General features: G+C 57.4%; 11 protein-coding genes and 1 tRNA gene. 5 read left to right on the top strand and 7 right to left on the bottom strand.

Going from position 1 to position 14,950, the window contains the following annotated elements:
* The first annotated feature begins 4 nt into the window (after window positions 1-4).
* Both O1724_RS08685 and O1724_RS08680 read left to right on the top strand, forming a co-directional pair.
* Complete coding sequence (locus tag O1724_RS08685) at window positions 5-682, top strand: isochorismatase family protein (protein WP_003858068.1); 678 nt, start codon at window positions 5-7, stop codon at window positions 680-682.
* A gap of 137 nt (window positions 683-819) precedes the next feature.
* Window positions 820-907, top strand: a tRNA-Ser gene (locus O1724_RS08680).
* Window positions 908-1,201: 294 nt separating this feature from the next.
* On the opposite strand, the gene phoH is transcribed toward O1724_RS08680, so the two are convergent.
* From phoH to efeU, 4 genes are all read right to left on the bottom strand, one after another.
* Window positions 1,202-1,990 (bottom strand): phosphate starvation-inducible protein PhoH, encoded by a 789-nt coding sequence (gene phoH, locus O1724_RS08675; RefSeq protein ID WP_045336708.1) that lies wholly within the window; start codon window positions 1,988-1,990, stop codon window positions 1,202-1,204.
* 499 nt (window positions 1,991-2,489) lie between these two features.
* A complete protein-coding gene (gene efeB, locus O1724_RS08670; RefSeq protein ID WP_003858074.1) occupies window positions 2,490-3,773 on the bottom strand; it encodes an iron uptake transporter deferrochelatase/peroxidase subunit in 1,284 nt (427 codons plus the stop codon).
* Between the two features lie 3 nt (window positions 3,774-3,776).
* A complete protein-coding gene (gene efeO, locus O1724_RS08665) occupies window positions 3,777-4,904 on the bottom strand; it encodes an iron uptake system protein EfeO (RefSeq protein WP_032608984.1) in 1,128 nt (375 codons plus the stop codon).
* Window positions 4,905-4,944: 40 nt separating this feature from the next.
* A complete protein-coding gene (efeU, locus tag O1724_RS08660) occupies window positions 4,945-5,778 on the bottom strand; it encodes an iron uptake transporter permease EfeU (RefSeq protein ID WP_003858080.1) in 834 nt (277 codons plus the stop codon).
* 251 nt (window positions 5,779-6,029) lie between these two features.
* Here efeU and O1724_RS08655 point away from each other — a divergent pair, with 251 nt between their 5' ends.
* Window positions 6,030-7,214, top strand: a complete 1,185-nt coding sequence (locus O1724_RS08655) for a NupC/NupG family nucleoside CNT transporter (protein ID WP_023315790.1) — start codon at window positions 6,030-6,032, stop codon at window positions 7,212-7,214.
* 82 nt (window positions 7,215-7,296) lie between these two features.
* Here O1724_RS08655 and O1724_RS08650 read toward each other — a convergent pair whose 3' ends face one another.
* Both O1724_RS08650 and putP read right to left on the bottom strand, forming a co-directional pair.
* Window positions 7,297-7,716: a DUF3574 domain-containing protein gene (locus O1724_RS08650; protein WP_023315789.1), complete on the bottom strand. Its 420-nt coding sequence runs from the start codon at window positions 7,714-7,716 to the stop codon at window positions 7,297-7,299.
* 71 nt (window positions 7,717-7,787) lie between these two features.
* Window positions 7,788-9,296, bottom strand: a complete 1,509-nt coding sequence (putP, locus tag O1724_RS08645) for a sodium/proline symporter PutP (protein ID WP_003858085.1) — start codon at window positions 9,294-9,296, stop codon at window positions 7,788-7,790.
* A gap of 422 nt (window positions 9,297-9,718) precedes the next feature.
* Between putP and putA the strand changes: the two genes are divergently transcribed.
* Window positions 9,719-13,681, top strand: coding sequence for a trifunctional transcriptional regulator/proline dehydrogenase/L-glutamate gamma-semialdehyde dehydrogenase (gene putA / locus O1724_RS08640; protein ID WP_479983958.1), 3,963 nt, complete (start codon window positions 9,719-9,721; stop codon window positions 13,679-13,681).
* 51 nt (window positions 13,682-13,732) lie between these two features.
* Complete coding sequence (locus O1724_RS08635) at window positions 13,733-14,128, top strand: lysozyme inhibitor LprI family protein (protein ID WP_100154691.1); 396 nt, start codon at window positions 13,733-13,735, stop codon at window positions 14,126-14,128.
* On the opposite strand, the gene rutR is transcribed toward O1724_RS08635, so the two are convergent.
* Complete coding sequence (gene rutR / locus O1724_RS08630) at window positions 14,125-14,763, bottom strand: HTH-type transcriptional regulator RutR (RefSeq protein WP_015570865.1); 639 nt, start codon at window positions 14,761-14,763, stop codon at window positions 14,125-14,127. The two genes, O1724_RS08635 and rutR, sit on opposite strands and share 4 nt — an antisense overlap.
* Between the last annotated feature and the right edge of the window lie 187 nt (window positions 14,764-14,950).

Raw genomic sequence — 14,950 nt, 5'->3', positions numbered from 1 at the left:
CATTATGTCTACCCCTGCAAACTTCAACGGTGCACGTCCCGTTATTGACGTAAACGATGCCGTTATGCTGCTTATCGATCACCAGAGCGGGCTGTTCCAGACCGTTGGAGACATGCCAATGCCTGAGCTGCGCGCCCGTGCAGCAGCGCTGGCAAAAATCGCCTCGCTGGCGAAGATCCCGGTGATCACCACGGCGTCGGTTCCACAGGGACCGAACGGCCCGCTTATCCCGGAGATCCACGCCAACGCGCCGCACGCACAGTATGTCGCACGCAAGGGTGAGATCAACGCCTGGGATAACCCGGAGTTCGTGGCGGCGGTGAAAGCCACCGGGCGCAAAACGCTGATTATCGCGGGGACGATCACCAGCGTCTGCATGGCCTTCCCGTCCATCAGCGCGGTGGCGGACGGATATAAAGTGTTTGCGGTGATTGATGCCTCCGGCACCTACAGCAAAATGGCGCAGGAGATCACCCTGGCGCGCGTGGTGCAGGCAGGCGTGGTGCCGATGGACACGGCTGCTGTTGCTTCCGAAATTCAGCGCACGTGGAACCGTGAAGATGCGGGTGAATGGGCAGAGGTGTACACACACATCTTCCCTGCCTACCAGCTGCTGATCGAAAGCTACAGCAAAGCGCAGGACGTGGTGAAAAATAGCGAAGTGCTCGATTCGCAGCGTTAACCCTGCGCGCTACGACATAAGCTGATTAAGGCTTAACCGAACAAGCACGAATGCTGAAAATCTGCTTGACCGTTTTAGCGCAACTCCCTATAGTAGCGCCCCGTTGCCCCCCAAGCGGTCAGGCAGCAAAACAATATGGTGAGGTGTCCGAGTGGCTGAAGGAGCACGCCTGGAAAGTGTGTATACGGCAACGTATCGGGGGTTCGAATCCCCCCCTCACCGCCATATTTGAAGAAGAGCTCGCATGAAAATGCGGGCTTTTTTTTCGCATGTTGTACGCCTTTGGGGGGAATGAGAACCCCCGACCGGGGTTCGACAACTGGCGCAGCCAGTTGGACAGACTGAGAGCGAAGCGAACAGGCTGCCCGCAGGGCGAGCGCAGCGAGTCAATCCCCCCCGGTGCTATATGCAGTTCGGTGCGGCCTGAGCCCCTCCCCCTAACCCTCTCCCCAGGGAAGAGGGGATAAAATGCACAAAAAACAAAGCCCGGTTTCCCGGGCCTTGAACACAACAGCATATTCAATAATACGCTTGTAGCGTGCGCTGGCAGAGCGCCGATCGGACGCAGTCCTCTTTTGTGAAGCGGACCACCCCTATCATCTCATCTTCCTCAAAACGTAACATGGCATCGCTCAGGCCGGACTTCACGCCCGACGGCAGGTCACACTGGGTAATATCGCCGTTGACGATCACCGTCACGTTCTCCCCGAGGCGCGTTAAAAACATCTTCATTTGCGCAGCGGTCACGTTCTGAGCCTCGTCAAGAATAACGACCGCATTTTCAAATGTACGTCCGCGCATATAGGCGAACGGCGCGATTTCCACCTTGCCAATCTCTGGTCGCAGGCAGTACTGCATAAAGGAAGCGCCCAACCGCTTCACTAGCACGTCATAGACGGGCCTGAAGTACGGGGCAAACTTCTCGGAAATATCGCCGGGCAGGAAGCCCAGATCTTCATCCGCTTGCAGTACCGGACGGGTAACGATGATCCTTTCCACGTCCTTATGAATCAGCGCCTCCGCCGCTTTGGCGGCGCTGATCCAGGTTTTCCCGCATCCGGCTTCCCCGGTTGCAAAGATGAGCTGTTTACTCTCGATAGCATTCAGGTAGTGCGCCTGAGCTTCATTTCGCGCCACAATTGGCGATGCATCGCGGCTGTCCCGCGCCATGCCAATGGATTCTACGCCGCTCATCTGCACAAGCGAGGTGACCGATTCTTCTTCACGCTGTTTATGACTACGTGAATCCCGTCTCAGCACACGTTTTGCTTCGCGACGAGCTTTGATCACTGCTTTCTGTCTTCCCATGGATAGCACCTTGAGTTGTTGGTATTCATCACACGCGCCAGCATCGGCACGATTATGCGCACGAACATCAGAGGGTTGGCTTCCTTGTAAGCCATTGCTTGCATTACCGGATGACGATATACAACGGCTACGCGCACCGTTATGCACGTCGGTAGAAAAAGGTTGTTGAGGTGAAGGAGAGAATTTGGTGGTGAAGAAATCGCTGCCGGAGTCTGAGCCTCCGCGCCGGGTACTGCGGTTGATGTGTTTACCTTGTCCAGTACAGGACGCAACCATTCGCGATCTCCATAGTGAGTTAACATCACTGCCGGGAACTACCGCTGTCTTCTCTTAAGTACATCAGGAATTATCATAAATGCAACATTTATTTTACCTGAATGCAACTTTTCGGACTGCCCTACATGGAAAATCAGTCTTATATAGAAATATTACAGAAATATAACAATAAGATAGTCCGGGAAAAAAATAATGTCCCCGCGAACTGTCGCAGGGACGATTATCAGGCTTCTATGAGACCCTGAGCGAGCCAGGCGTTCGCGTCACGCGCGCCGGGCAGGGCAAAGAAATAGCCGCCGCCGATGGGCTTAATGTACTCTTCCAGCGCTTCGCCGTTGAGCCGCTTCTGCACGGTGAGGAATCCCTTCTCCAGATCGTGCTGATAGCAGACAAACAGCAGTCCCATATCAAGCTGCCCGGAGTTGGTCACCCCCAGCGAGTAGCTGTAACCCCTGCGCATCATCAGGCTGGATTGCGTCTCTTTGGTGCGAGGATTGGCGAGGCGAATATGGCTGTCCAGCGCGATGACATCCCCGTTCGGATCGCGGGCGTAGTCGGGTTCATCGTGCTCGAGCTTCATGCCGAGCGGTGCGCCGGTTTGCTTATCGCGGCCGAAGATAGTCTGCTGCTCTTTCAGCGGCGTGCGGTCCCAGAACTCCACGTGAAACTGAATGATACGCACCGCCTGATAGCTGCCGCCCACCGCCCAGGCCGGTTCGCCCTGATCCGCCGTAACCCAGACCACCTTGTTCATCAACGCGGTATTGCTGCTGTCCGGGTTGGCGGTACCGTCTTTGAAGCCCAGCAGGTTGACCGGCGTCTCTTTCCCTTTACTGCGCGCGGCGTGGTCAGAGATAAAACCTTCCCGCTTCCAGCGCACGCTCAGCAGATCCGGGGTGTGCTTGATAATATCGCGCAGGGCGTGGATCACCGTATCCTGGGTATTAGCGCAGATCTGCAACAGCAGATCGCCGTGGCACAGCGCCGCGTCGAGAGAATCATTCGGGAATCGCGTCATTTTTTGCAGCGCTTTCGGCTTCTGCTTCGCCAGACCGTAGCGATCATCAAATAGTGATTCCCCCACCGACACGGTGATGGTCAGATTATCGGGAGCGATAAACGCCCCGAGGATCCCGGAATCCATCGGCGGCAGGCGCGGATTCGGTGTTTCCGGTGCCGGACCTCCGGCGGTGAGGAAGGCAATGCGCGTGGTTAATAGCCTGAACAGACGCTCAAGGTCGGCCTTATCACTCGCCAGCGAATCGAAAGCCACCAGCATCATCGAGGCCTGCTGCGGCGTCAGGATCCCCGCCTGGTGCTCACCATAAAACGGCTGCGTTTCCATACGCGCGTCCGGGGAGAGCGTGCCGGGGGCGCTTTGCGGTTTTGCCGCATGCGCCACCGGACAGCCGCCCGCCAGGGCAAACGCGCCGCCCAGCGCCCCTACCCCTTTTAACAACCGACGTCGGGAAGGTTCCGCCACGTCGTACTCGTCATGCTCGTTCATCGCTTAATCCAGACCCAATACGCCACGCAGCAGGGAGAGATCTTCCGCCAGCGTCGTAATCGGGCCTTTCAGCGCGTTACGATCAGCATCGGTCAGCTTGTCATAGGTTTCGAACCCGTCTTTGGTGCGGTATTTCGCCAGGATAGCGTCAACTTTCTTAAAATTGGCATCCACTTTCGCCAGCAGTTCGCCGTTCTCTTTTTGCAACTGTGGCCGCAGCAGATCGACAATTTTCTGTGCGCCGTCGACGTTTGCCTGGAAGTCCCACAGGTCGGTGTGGCTGTAACGATCTTCTTCACCGCTGATTTTGCTGGCGGCTACTTCTTCAATCAGACCCGCTGCGCCACCCACCACTTTCGACGGTGGGAATGCCAGCTCGCTGATGCGTTTTTGCAGCTCCAGCACGTCGCTGTTGAGCTGCTCGGCGTATTTCTCCATCCCCCTGGTGGAGTTATCGCCAAACAGGGCTTTTTCCAGACGGTGGAAGCCGGTGAATTTCGGATCGGCGGCCTTCTGCTCGTAGTCGTCTTCACGGGCGTCAATGCTGCCATCGAGGTCAGAGAACAGCTCGGCAATCGGCTCGATGCGCTCGTAGTGCTGACGTGTAGGCGCATACAGGGATTTCGCTTTTTCGATATCGCCCGCTTTCACCGCGTCGGTAAAGGCTTTGGTGCCTGCCACCAGGTCCGCCGTCTCTTTGGTGACGTAGGCTTTATAGGCGGTAATAGCGTCGCCGAGACTCAGCAGCGCCGTGCCTTTGGCCGCGTCCGCCGTCGCTGCGCCTTTGACGATCAGCTTACCTTTCGGGTTAGTCAGCAGGCCGCAGGTCATGTCATATTCCCCGGGCTGAAGATTTGCGGTCATCTTCTGGCTGAAGCCCGGCGCGATATTCTCGCGCTCTTCCACCACCATCACGCCTTTCAGGATTTCCCACTCCAGCGCCTTCTGGCTGTGGTTCTGAATAATAAACTGGGTTTTACCGCTGTTAACCGTGATGGTCATCGGCTCACACTGTTTATCGTTGACGGTGACTTTGACCTGCGGAATATCTGCTGCCTGAGCGGCGAAGGCAGACACGAACAGCGCGGCGATGCCTGCGCATAACGCACTACGACGGAACTGAATGGCCATGACTCTTCCCTTTAAAAGTATGTTGTAACTAAAACAGCACTTACGGCGCAACGCGCGACGTCTGCGAGCCGGTACGTGGCGGCATAGCGAACAGGATCAGCGCCGGAACCAGATAGATAAAGTACATCGCCACTTCGCTGACGCTCGGCGTTTCCTGGTAGCCGAAGATCCCTTCGAGCAGGGTACCGGTCAGTGAATGGGTCGACAGGACGTTGCTGAGATCGAACGCCACGTCCTGGAAGTGGTTCCACAGGCCCGCTTCGTGGAAGGCGCGGATCGCCCCTGCCGCCAGTCCCGCGGCCACCAGCAGAATAAACAGGCTGGTCCACTTGAAGAACGCGCCCAGGTTAAGACGAATGCCGCCCCAGTAGAGCAGGAAGCCAAGCACAACCGCCGTGGCCAGCCCGAGCATCGCGCCCAGCGGCGGCCAGATGCCCACGTCCTGCTGAAAAGCCGCGAGCAGGAAGAACACGGACTCCAGGCCTTCACGCGCCACGGCGAAAAAGACCATCATGATCAGCGCCCAGCCGTGGTGGTTGCCTTTTTGCAGAGCGTTATCCACCGCCTGCTCAAGCTGTACCTTCACGTTACGGGAAACTTTGCGCATCCAGAACACCATCCAGGTGAGGATCACCACCGCTATTACGGCAACAATGCCTTCAAACAGCTCCTGCTCTTTCTGCGGAAATTCACCGGTGGTTTCGTTGATAAGAATACCCAGCCCCAGGCAGAGCGCCGCGGCAAGGAAAACGCCAACCCACATCACGCCAATCCAGCGTCCGCGCTGGGTACGCTTCAGATAACTGGCGATAAGGCTAACAATCAGGGCCGCTTCAAGGCCTTCACGTAACATAATGAGAAAAGGAACAAACATGCCGACACCTTAAATGTTTATCGCGGTCAACTGATGCAAAGAAAGGTAAATTCTTGTGATAGTGATTATCATTACGGCAACAAGAAAAACAAGCGAAATGTGTTGCGTTTTGATGACCAGATGTAAACGCATTGCGGAGTAATAATTGCCTGAGTAACCGTTGCGTTTATAAGGTATAACGAAAATGCCCATTTACGGTTAACCGGGGCTGTGGCTAAATGTCCACCTCGAAAACCAACTGAAAATAAACCATGTTTAAAATTGTCCATTTCCTGCTGGCGCTGGTGATTATTCTTGCGCTTGCCTGGCTGGTGAGTTTCGACCGCCGAAAAGTTCGTATTCGTTTCGTTTTACAGCTGATCGTGATTGAAATTGCGCTGGCGTTCTTTTTCCTGCATGCAGAAAGCGGTCTGTTTATTATTAAATACGTCTCCGGTTTCTTTGAGTCGCTGCTTAAATTCGCTGCCGAAGGGACGAATTTTGTCTTTGGCGGGATGGGTGAAAAAGGGCTGGCGTTTATTTTCCTTGGCGTGCTCTGCCCCATTATTTTTATCTCAGCGTTGATCGGTATTCTTCAGCACTGGCGCATTCTGCCGATCTTTATTCGGGTGATCGGGACGCTGCTGTCAAAACTGAACGGCATGGGCAAGCTGGAATCCTTCAACGCGGTGAGCTCGCTGATCCTCGGTCAGTCGGAAAACTTTATTGCCTACAAGGGCGTACTCGGGGATCTCTCCTCACGTCGTCTGTTTACGATGGCTGCCACGGCTATGTCGACGGTGTCGCTGTCGATTGTCGGGGCCTATATGACCATGCTCGACGCCAAATTTGTCGTCGCGGCGCTGATCCTGAACATGTTCAGCACCTTTATTATTCTTTCGGTCATTAACCCGACCCGCCCGGAAGCGGAGCCGGATATCAAGCTGGAAAAACTGCACGAATCCCAGAGCTTCTTTGAAATGCTGGGCGAGTATATTCTGGCCGGTTTTAAGGTGGCAATGATTATTCTGGCGATGCTGATTGGTTTTATCGCCCTTATTAGCGCCGTTAACGCCCTCTTCTCCAGCATATTTGGCATGAGCTTCCAGCAGATTCTGGGTTATGTGTTTTATCCGCTGGCGTGGCTTATTGGTATTCCGTTGAGCGATGCCTTAAACGCGGGGAGCATTATGGCAACTAAACTGGTGGCGAATGAATTTGTGGCGATGATCGAGCTGCAAAAAATTGCCCATCAAATGTCACCTCGCGGGCTGGGTATTTTGTCCGTGTTCCTGGTGTCGTTCGCTAACTTTGCTTCCATTGGCATTGTGGCGGGGGCAATAAAAGGTCTGAACGAGCAGCAGGGCAACGTGGTGTCGCGGTTTGGTTTGCGTCTGGTGTACGGCGCGACGCTGGTGAGCCTGCTTTCGGCGAGCTTTGCGGGGTTGGTGTTGTAAGTTTTGTGCGGTTAATGCCCGGCGGCGCTTCGCTTGCACGGGCCTACGATACTACAACGGCGGGATTTCCCGCCGTTTTTCATTAAAACTGCACGCACACCGGCTGGTCAACCCGCATCACCGACTCCTGCGCGAAGCGTGACTTATAGATCCCGCGCAACGCTTCAATATTCTTCTCACTCTGCGCATCTTTCCCGTGGATCAGCATCAGCGCCTTGCTCGGCTCGCGCGCCACCTTGCCGTCGTTACCCAGCCACTGACCACGGGCATCAAACACCGTTAAGCCATCGCGAAAACGCGGCGTCACGTCCTGGTCAACAAACTGCTGCCACTCGCTGCCGGTAATCTGCGCCCCTGCCGGGCGATTCAAGCCAAAATAGAGCGTGGTCTGCTGCATCTGGTTATCCGCTTTGCAGGTTTCCACCGGCACGTGCTGCGCGGGTGCGTTACAGCCCGCCAGCATCACGAATGCTGCCACCATTAACCCTGTTTTAATTCTCATTGATGAAGACTCACATAGGTGAAAGGACTATCCCCTCTCCCCACCGGGGAGAGGGTTAGGGTGAGGGGAGATTACTCAGCCTGAAGCTTAGTCGGCGGCGCAGTGTGGTAGTGCGCGTCGGCTTCCGCAAAGCGTTTCTGCATGGAGGCAGACGGTGCTTTACCCAGCAGGCTGAAGACCACGATACCGATGCTGCCGAAGATGAAGCCAGGAATGATTTCGTACAGGCCCAGCCAGGCGAACTGTTTCCAGACGATAACGGTAACCGCACCAATAATCATCCCCGCCAGCGCGCCGTTGCGGGTCATGCGTGACCACATGACGGAGAACAGGACTACCGGCCCAAACGCGGCACCGAAGCCCGCCCACGCGTAGCTCACCAGCCCCAGCACGCGGTTTTCCGGGTTTGCTGCCAGCGCAATCGCCACCAGCGCAACCAGCAGCACCATAAAACGCCCTACCCACACCAGCTCTTTCTGGCTCGCGCCCTTACGCAGGAACGCTTTGTAGAGGTCTTCGGTGATGGCGCTGGAGCACACCAGCAGCTGACAGCTCAGGGTGGACATCACCGCAGCCAGGATCGCGGAGAGCAGAATACCGGCAATCCAAGGGTTAAACAGAATCTGCGCCAGTTCGATGAACACGCGCTCGGCGTTCTGGTTCACCGCGCCCGCCTGCGCCGGGTTGTTGTTAAAGTACGCAATGCCGAAGAAGCCAACCGCGCACGCGCCCGCCAGACACAGGATCATCCACGTCATGCTGATGCGACGCGCGTGAACGATGGTATGGTGAGAATCCGCCGCCATAAAGCGCGCCAGAATGTGCGGCTGACCGAAGTAGCCCAGGCCCCAGCCCATCAGGGAGACGATGGCGACAAAGTTCAGCCCTTTCAGCATATCGACGTTTTCAATGCTCTTCTGCTTGATCACTTCCAGCGATTCGCCAAAGCCGCCGACGGTGAAAATGACAATCACCGGGGTCAGGATCAGGGCGAAAATCATCAGGCTCGCCTGCACGGTGTCGGTCCAGCTTACCGCCAGGAATCCGCCCACGAAGGTATAGAGGATGGTCGCGGCCGCACCGGCCCACAGGGCGGTTTCATAGCTCATGCCGAAGGTACTTTCGAACAGACGCGCGCCCGCCACGATGCCGGAAGCACAGTAGATGGTGAAGAACAGCAGGATCACCACCGCAGAGATAATGCGCAGGATACGGCTGTTATCTTCAAAGCGTCCGGTGAAGTAATCCGGCAGCGTCAGGGCGTTGTTGTTGGCTTCGGTATGCACACGCAGACGGCCTGCTACCAGCTTCCAGTTGATCCATGCGCCAACGGTCAGGCCGATGGCGATCCAGCTTTCGGAGATACCGGAGATGAAAATCGCGCCCGGCAGCCCCATCAGCAGCCAGCCGCTCATGTCGGAAGCGCCCGCAGAGAGTGCGGTGACCATCGGGCCTAAGCTGCGCCCGCCGAGGATGTAGTCGTCAAAGTTTTTAGTGGAACGCCATGCCAAAAACCCTATCAGGATCATGCCAAAAATATAAACGAGAAATGTCACCAGCATCGGTGTGCTAATAGCCATTCAAATTCTCCAAAATGTCGAGCGACAACCGTCCGGGTTGCCTTGTTATGTCATCACCGGAACGTAGTGATGTGTGTATGTGTTTCCGTTGGGCGCGCTATCCTGCCGTATACGCATCCCACTGACAAACGATTTAACACTGCATTTACATGAATTTCATCACTGGTTTTATACGTCTTTCCTATAGGTTGCACTCGCTCACGCTTTTACGGGTTGCACCTTTAAAAAGTGTTAAGCACCGCATAAAAACTGGGCTCAGAAACGGCCGCACGTTCTTTTTCACAGCTAACTAATCGTTAACAATCCATTCATTTTCCAGCTTGCAGACCAGGTCACATTTAACACGGTTGCACAAAGTTGCAACATGGTGGATATTTCACGCTATCAACAGAACGCTATTACAGAACAACAGGAGTTTTGGCATGGGGATGACCACCATGGGGGTTAAGCTGGATGACGCTACCCGCGAACGGATTAAAACCGCTGCGACCCGCATCGACCGCACACCGCACTGGTTAATCAAGCAGGCGATTTTTAACTATCTGGAAAGACTGGAGAGTGAAGAAGGTCTGCCGGAGCTGCCTGCCCTGCTGGCGGGCGCAGCGAACGAAAGCGAAGAAGCCGCGACGGCCGTTGAGGAGAACCACCAGCCGTTCCTCGAATTTGCCGAGCAGATCCTGCCGCAGTCCGTCAGCCGCGCCGCCATTACCGGCGCCTACCGCCGTGCCGAAACCGACGCCGTGCCGATGCTGCTGGAGCAGGCGCGCCTGCCGGAAGCCGTTGCCGCTCAGGCGCACAGCCTGGCGTATCAGCTCGCCGACAAGCTGCGTAACCAGAAAACCGCCAGCGGACGCGCCGGTATGGTGCAGGGTCTGTTGCAGGAGTTCTCCCTCTCCTCGCAGGAAGGCGTGGCGCTGATGTGTCTGGCGGAAGCGCTGCTGCGTATTCCGGATAAAGCCACCCGCGATGCCCTGATCCGCGACAAAATCAGCAACGGCAACTGGCACTCCCACATTGGCCGCAGTCCGTCCCTGTTCGTTAACGCCGCCACCTGGGGCCTGCTGTTTACCGGCAAGCTGGTCTCCACCCATAACGAAGCCAACCTGTCGCGCTCTCTGAACCGCATCATCGGCAAGAGCGGCGAGCCGCTGATCCGCAAGGGCGTGGACATGGCGATGCGCCTGATGGGCGAGCAGTTCGTCACCGGGGAAACCATTGCCGAAGCGCTGGCAAACGCGCGTAAGCTGGAAGATAAAGGTTTCCGCTACTCCTACGACATGCTGGGCGAAGCGGCGCTGACCGCCGCCGACGCGCAGGCCTACATGGTCTCTTACCAGCAGGCGATCCACGCCATCGGTAAAGCGTCCAACGGTCGCGGTATTTATGAAGGCCCGGGCATCTCCATTAAGCTCTCCGCCCTGCACCCGCGCTACAGCCGTGCGCAGTACGACCGGGTGATGGAAGAACTCTACCCGCGCCTGAAGTCCCTGACCCTGCTGGCGCGCCAGTATGATATCGGCATTAACATCGACGCCGAAGAGGCGGACCGTCTGGAGATCTCCCTCGATCTGCTGGAAAAACTGTGCTTCGAGCCGGAGCTGGCGGGCTGGAACGGGATTGGTTTCGTTATCCAGGCCTACCAGAAACGCTGCCCGTTCGTCATTGACTACCTGATTGACCTGGCCAGCCGCAGCCGTCGCCGCCTGATGATCCGTCTGGTGAAGGGCGCCTACTGGGACAGCGAAATCAAACGCGCCCAGATGGAAGGTCTGGAAGGCTATCCGGTCTATACCCGCAAGGTCTACACCGACGTCTCCTACCTCGCCTGCGCGAAAAAACTGCTCGGCGTGCCGAACCTGATTTATCCGCAGTTCGCCACCCACAACGCCCACACCCTGGCGGCGATCTACAGCCTGGCGGGTCAGAACTACTATCCGGGCCAGTACGAGTTCCAGTGTCTGCACGGCATGGGCGAACCGCTGTACGAGCAGGTGACCGGTAAAGTGGCCGACGGCAAGCTGAACCGTCCGTGCCGTATTTATGCCCCGGTAGGTACTCACGAAACTCTGCTGGCCTACCTGGTGCGTCGTCTGCTGGAGAACGGGGCGAACACCTCCTTCGTTAACCGCATCGCCGATACCACCCTGCCGCTGGACGAACTGGTGGCCGACCCGGTACAGGCCGTTGAGAAGATGGCGGCGCAGGAAGGCCAGATTGGTCTGCCGCATCCGAAGATTGCCCTGCCGCGCGAGCTGTATGGTGCAGGTCGCGTCAACTCGGCGGGTCTGGATCTCGCCAACGAACACCGTCTGGCGTCGCTCTCTTCTGCCCTGCTTAACAGCGCATTGCAGAAGTGGCAGGCCAGGCCGATCCTTGAGCAGTCCGTTGAGGACGGTGAAATGCAGCCGGTGATCAACCCGGCAGAGCCGAAGGATATCGTCGGCTACGTGCGCGAAGCCACGGAAGCGGAAGTGGAGCAGGCCCTGGAGAGCGCGGTGAATAACGCGCCAATCTGGTTCGCCACGCCGCCACAGGAGCGCGCCGCCATTCTGGAACGCGCGGCGGTGCTGATGGAAGATCAGATGCAGCAGCTTATCGGCATTCTGGTGCGTGAAGCGGGTAAAACCTTCAGCAACGCCATCGCCGAAGTGCGCGAGGCGGTCGACTTCCTGCACTACTACGCCGGTCAGGTGCGCGATGATTTCGACAACGAAACCCACCGTCCGCTCGGCCCGGTGGTGTGTATCAGCCCGTGGAACTTCCCGCTGGCGATCTTCACCGGCCAGATTGCCGCGGCGCTGGCCGCAGGCAACAGCGTGCTGGCGAAACCGGCAGAGCAGACCCCGCTGATTGCCGCCCAGGGCATTAACATTCTGCTGGAAGCGGGCGTACCGGCGGGCGTGGTGCAGCTGCTGCCAGGGCGCGGTGAAACGGTCGGGGCCAAACTGACCTCCGATAACCGCGTACGCGGCGTGATGTTTACCGGTTCTACCGAAGTGGCCTCCCTGCTACAACGCAACATCGCCACCCGTCTGGATGCGCAGGGCCGTCCTACCCCGCTGATCGCTGAAACCGGCGGCATGAACGCCATGATCGTGGACTCCTCCGCACTCACCGAGCAGGTCGTCGTTGACGTGCTGGCCTCTGCCTTCGACAGCGCGGGCCAACGCTGTTCCGCCCTGCGCGTACTGTGCTTACAGGATGACGTGGCTGACCACACGCTGAAGATGCTGCGCGGTGCGATGGCGGAATGCCGCATGGGCAACCCGGGCCGTCTCACTACCGACATCGGGCCGGTGATCGACGCGGAAGCCAAAGCCAACATTGAAAACCACATTCAGACCATGCGTGCCAAAGGCCGTCCGGTGTTCCAGGCGGTGCGCGAGAACAGCGAAGATGCCCGCGAGTGGCAGACCGGCACCTTCGTGCCGCCAACGCTGATTGAGCTGGCAAGCTTCGACGAGCTGAAAAAAGAGGTCTTCGGCCCGGTACTGCACGTGGTGCGCTACAACCGTAACAACCTCAACGAGCTGATCGATCAGATCAACGCCTCGGGTTACGGCCTGACGCTTGGCGTGCATACCCGTATCGACGAAACCATTGCCCAGGTGACCGGCAATGCTAAAGTTGGCAACCTGTACGTTAACCGCAACATGGTTGGCGCGGTCGTGGGCGTGCAGCCGTTCGGCGGTGAAGGCCTCTCCGGCACCGGTCCGAAAGCGGGCGGCCCGCTCTACCTGTACCGTCTGCTGGCAAACCGCCCGGAAAATGCGCTGGGCGTGACGCTGGCGCGTCATGACGCGGAATATCCGGTGGATGCGCAGGTGAAAACCGTGCTAACCCAGCCGCTGGACGCGCTGATTAAGTGGGCAGAAAATCGTCCCGAGCTGCATGCGATTGCACAACAGTACGGCGAGCTGGCGCAGGCGGGAACACAGCGTCTGCTGCCGGGTCCAACCGGTGAGCGCAACACATGGACGCTGATGCCGCGCGAGCGCGTGCTGTGCGTGGCGGATAACGAGCAGGACGCGCTGGTGCAGCTGGCTGCCGCGACGGCAACGGGCTGTGAGGTGCTGTGGCCGGAAGATGCGCTGCATCGCGACCTCGCCAAACAGCTGCCAAAAGCGGTCTCGGCCCGCATTCGCTTTGCGAAGGCCGATGCCCTGCTGACCCAGCCCTTTGACGCGGTGATCTACCACGGTGATTCCGACCAGCTGCGCGAACTATGTGAGCAGGTGGCGGCCCGCAGCGGTGCCATCGTTTCCGTGCAGGGCTTTGCGCGCGGGGAAACCAACCTGCTGCTGGAGCGTCTGTACGTTGAGCGCTCGCTCAGCGTCAACACCGCGGCGGCAGGGGGTAACGCCAGCCTGATGACAATCGGCTAACGCTGTGCTAATAAGGCTCCGGAGACGGAGCCTTATTTTATTGGGGAGTGTATGAAACGATATCTTATCGCAGGCGCAGCACTGCTGCTCAGCGTCAGCGCGCTGGCCGACGAGTGCGACAAAGCGACCACCCAGACAGAACTCAGTGCCTGTGCGGCAGAGCAGTACCAGGCTGCGGATAAAAAGCTCAACCAGACGTACCAGGCCGCCATCAAACGCGCGGCAGCCACTCAGCGCGACCTGCTGAAAAAGGCGCAGCAGGCGTGGATCGCCCTGCGTGACGCAGACTGTAAATTGATGGGTTCAGGAACCGAAGGTGGCACTATTCAGCCGATGATTATCAACCAGTGCCTGACCGAGAAAACAGCGGAGCGCGAAGCCTTTCTGGCCTCGTTGATGCAGTGTGAAGAGGGCAATTTAAGCTGCCCTTTCCAACCGGCTGATTAGCGCACACGGATCCCTTCGATAATCATCCGCTGCACGTTATCCAGCGTACTCTGGAAAAACGCCTCGTCCTGGAGCGTTTTACCGGTCACCGCCTCGACCTGGGCCGCGAAGTCAGCGTAGTGCTGGGTTGAGGCCCAAATCATGAAGATCAGATGATGCGGATCGACGGGCGCCAGTTTTCCGCTGGCGACCCATCCGGCAATAATGGCCGATTTATCGTCCACCAGCTGCTTTAGATCTCCCGTCAGCTCCGCCTGCAACAGCGGCGCGCCCTGCAACATCTCCAGGCAGAACAGCCTTGATGCCTGCGGGTAATCACGCGATACCTCCAGCTTCAGGCGTATGTACTCCTCTATCGCCACCAGCGGGGCCAGCTCTTCGCGAAATGCTTTAAGTGGTGCGAGCCAGATATCCAGGATCTGCTGCATCACCGCCACATACAGCGCCTCTTTCGAAGGGTAGTAGTAGAGCAGATTGGTCTTGGACACCCCGGCCTGCTCCGCCACCTGCTCAAGGCGCGTACCGTGAATACCAAACTGCGAAAATGTCTCCAGCGCAGCGCTGAGGATCGCCTGTTTCTTGGCGCTCACCGCCTGCGAACGTTTACCTGGTGTTTTCACTGCGCCTTGTGTCATTTTCGCTCTCCTTATTGGTTTGCCATAGCATAGCAAATGCCCTGCTTTCTCTCGACATTTTGGGGAGCGGGGCTGCACCGAATCAAAAAGGAAAATGTACGGACAGGTAGACTTAACAGCCCACTTATATTACAAATTTGATATCACTTTTTTCTCGTTAAGTAAGGGCTTTTCCCATGCCTTTAGT

The sequence above is a fragment of the Enterobacter cloacae complex sp. HYC074_NIDB genome (assembly GCF_056673345.1).
The sequence above is the reverse complement of the archived record's forward strand: the minus strand, read 5'-3'. Positions and strand labels throughout refer to the sequence as shown.

Coding starts and splice junctions, on each gene's coding strand:
- putA (WP_479983958.1), top strand. CDS start 9,719: ATGGGGATGACCACCATGGGGGTTAAGCTGGATGACGCTACCCGCGAA.
- O1724_RS08650 (WP_023315789.1), bottom strand. CDS start 7,716: ATGAGAATTAAAACAGGGTTAATGGTGGCAGCATTCGTGATGCTGGCG.
- O1724_RS08635 (WP_100154691.1), top strand. CDS start 13,733: ATGAAACGATATCTTATCGCAGGCGCAGCACTGCTGCTCAGCGTCAGC.
- O1724_RS08685 (WP_003858068.1), top strand. CDS start 5: ATGTCTACCCCTGCAAACTTCAACGGTGCACGTCCCGTTATTGACGTA.
- rutR (WP_015570865.1), bottom strand. CDS start 14,763: ATGACACAAGGCGCAGTGAAAACACCAGGTAAACGTTCGCAGGCGGTG.
- phoH (WP_045336708.1), bottom strand. CDS start 1,990: ATGGGAAGACAGAAAGCAGTGATCAAAGCTCGTCGCGAAGCAAAACGT.
- efeB (WP_003858074.1), bottom strand. CDS start 3,773: ATGAACGAGCATGACGAGTACGACGTGGCGGAACCTTCCCGACGTCGG.
- efeU (WP_003858080.1), bottom strand. CDS start 5,778: ATGTTTGTTCCTTTTCTCATTATGTTACGTGAAGGCCTTGAAGCGGCC.
- efeO (WP_032608984.1), bottom strand. CDS start 4,904: ATGGCCATTCAGTTCCGTCGTAGTGCGTTATGCGCAGGCATCGCCGCG.
- putP (WP_003858085.1), bottom strand. CDS start 9,296: ATGGCTATTAGCACACCGATGCTGGTGACATTTCTCGTTTATATTTTT.
- O1724_RS08655 (WP_023315790.1), top strand. CDS start 6,030: ATGTTTAAAATTGTCCATTTCCTGCTGGCGCTGGTGATTATTCTTGCG.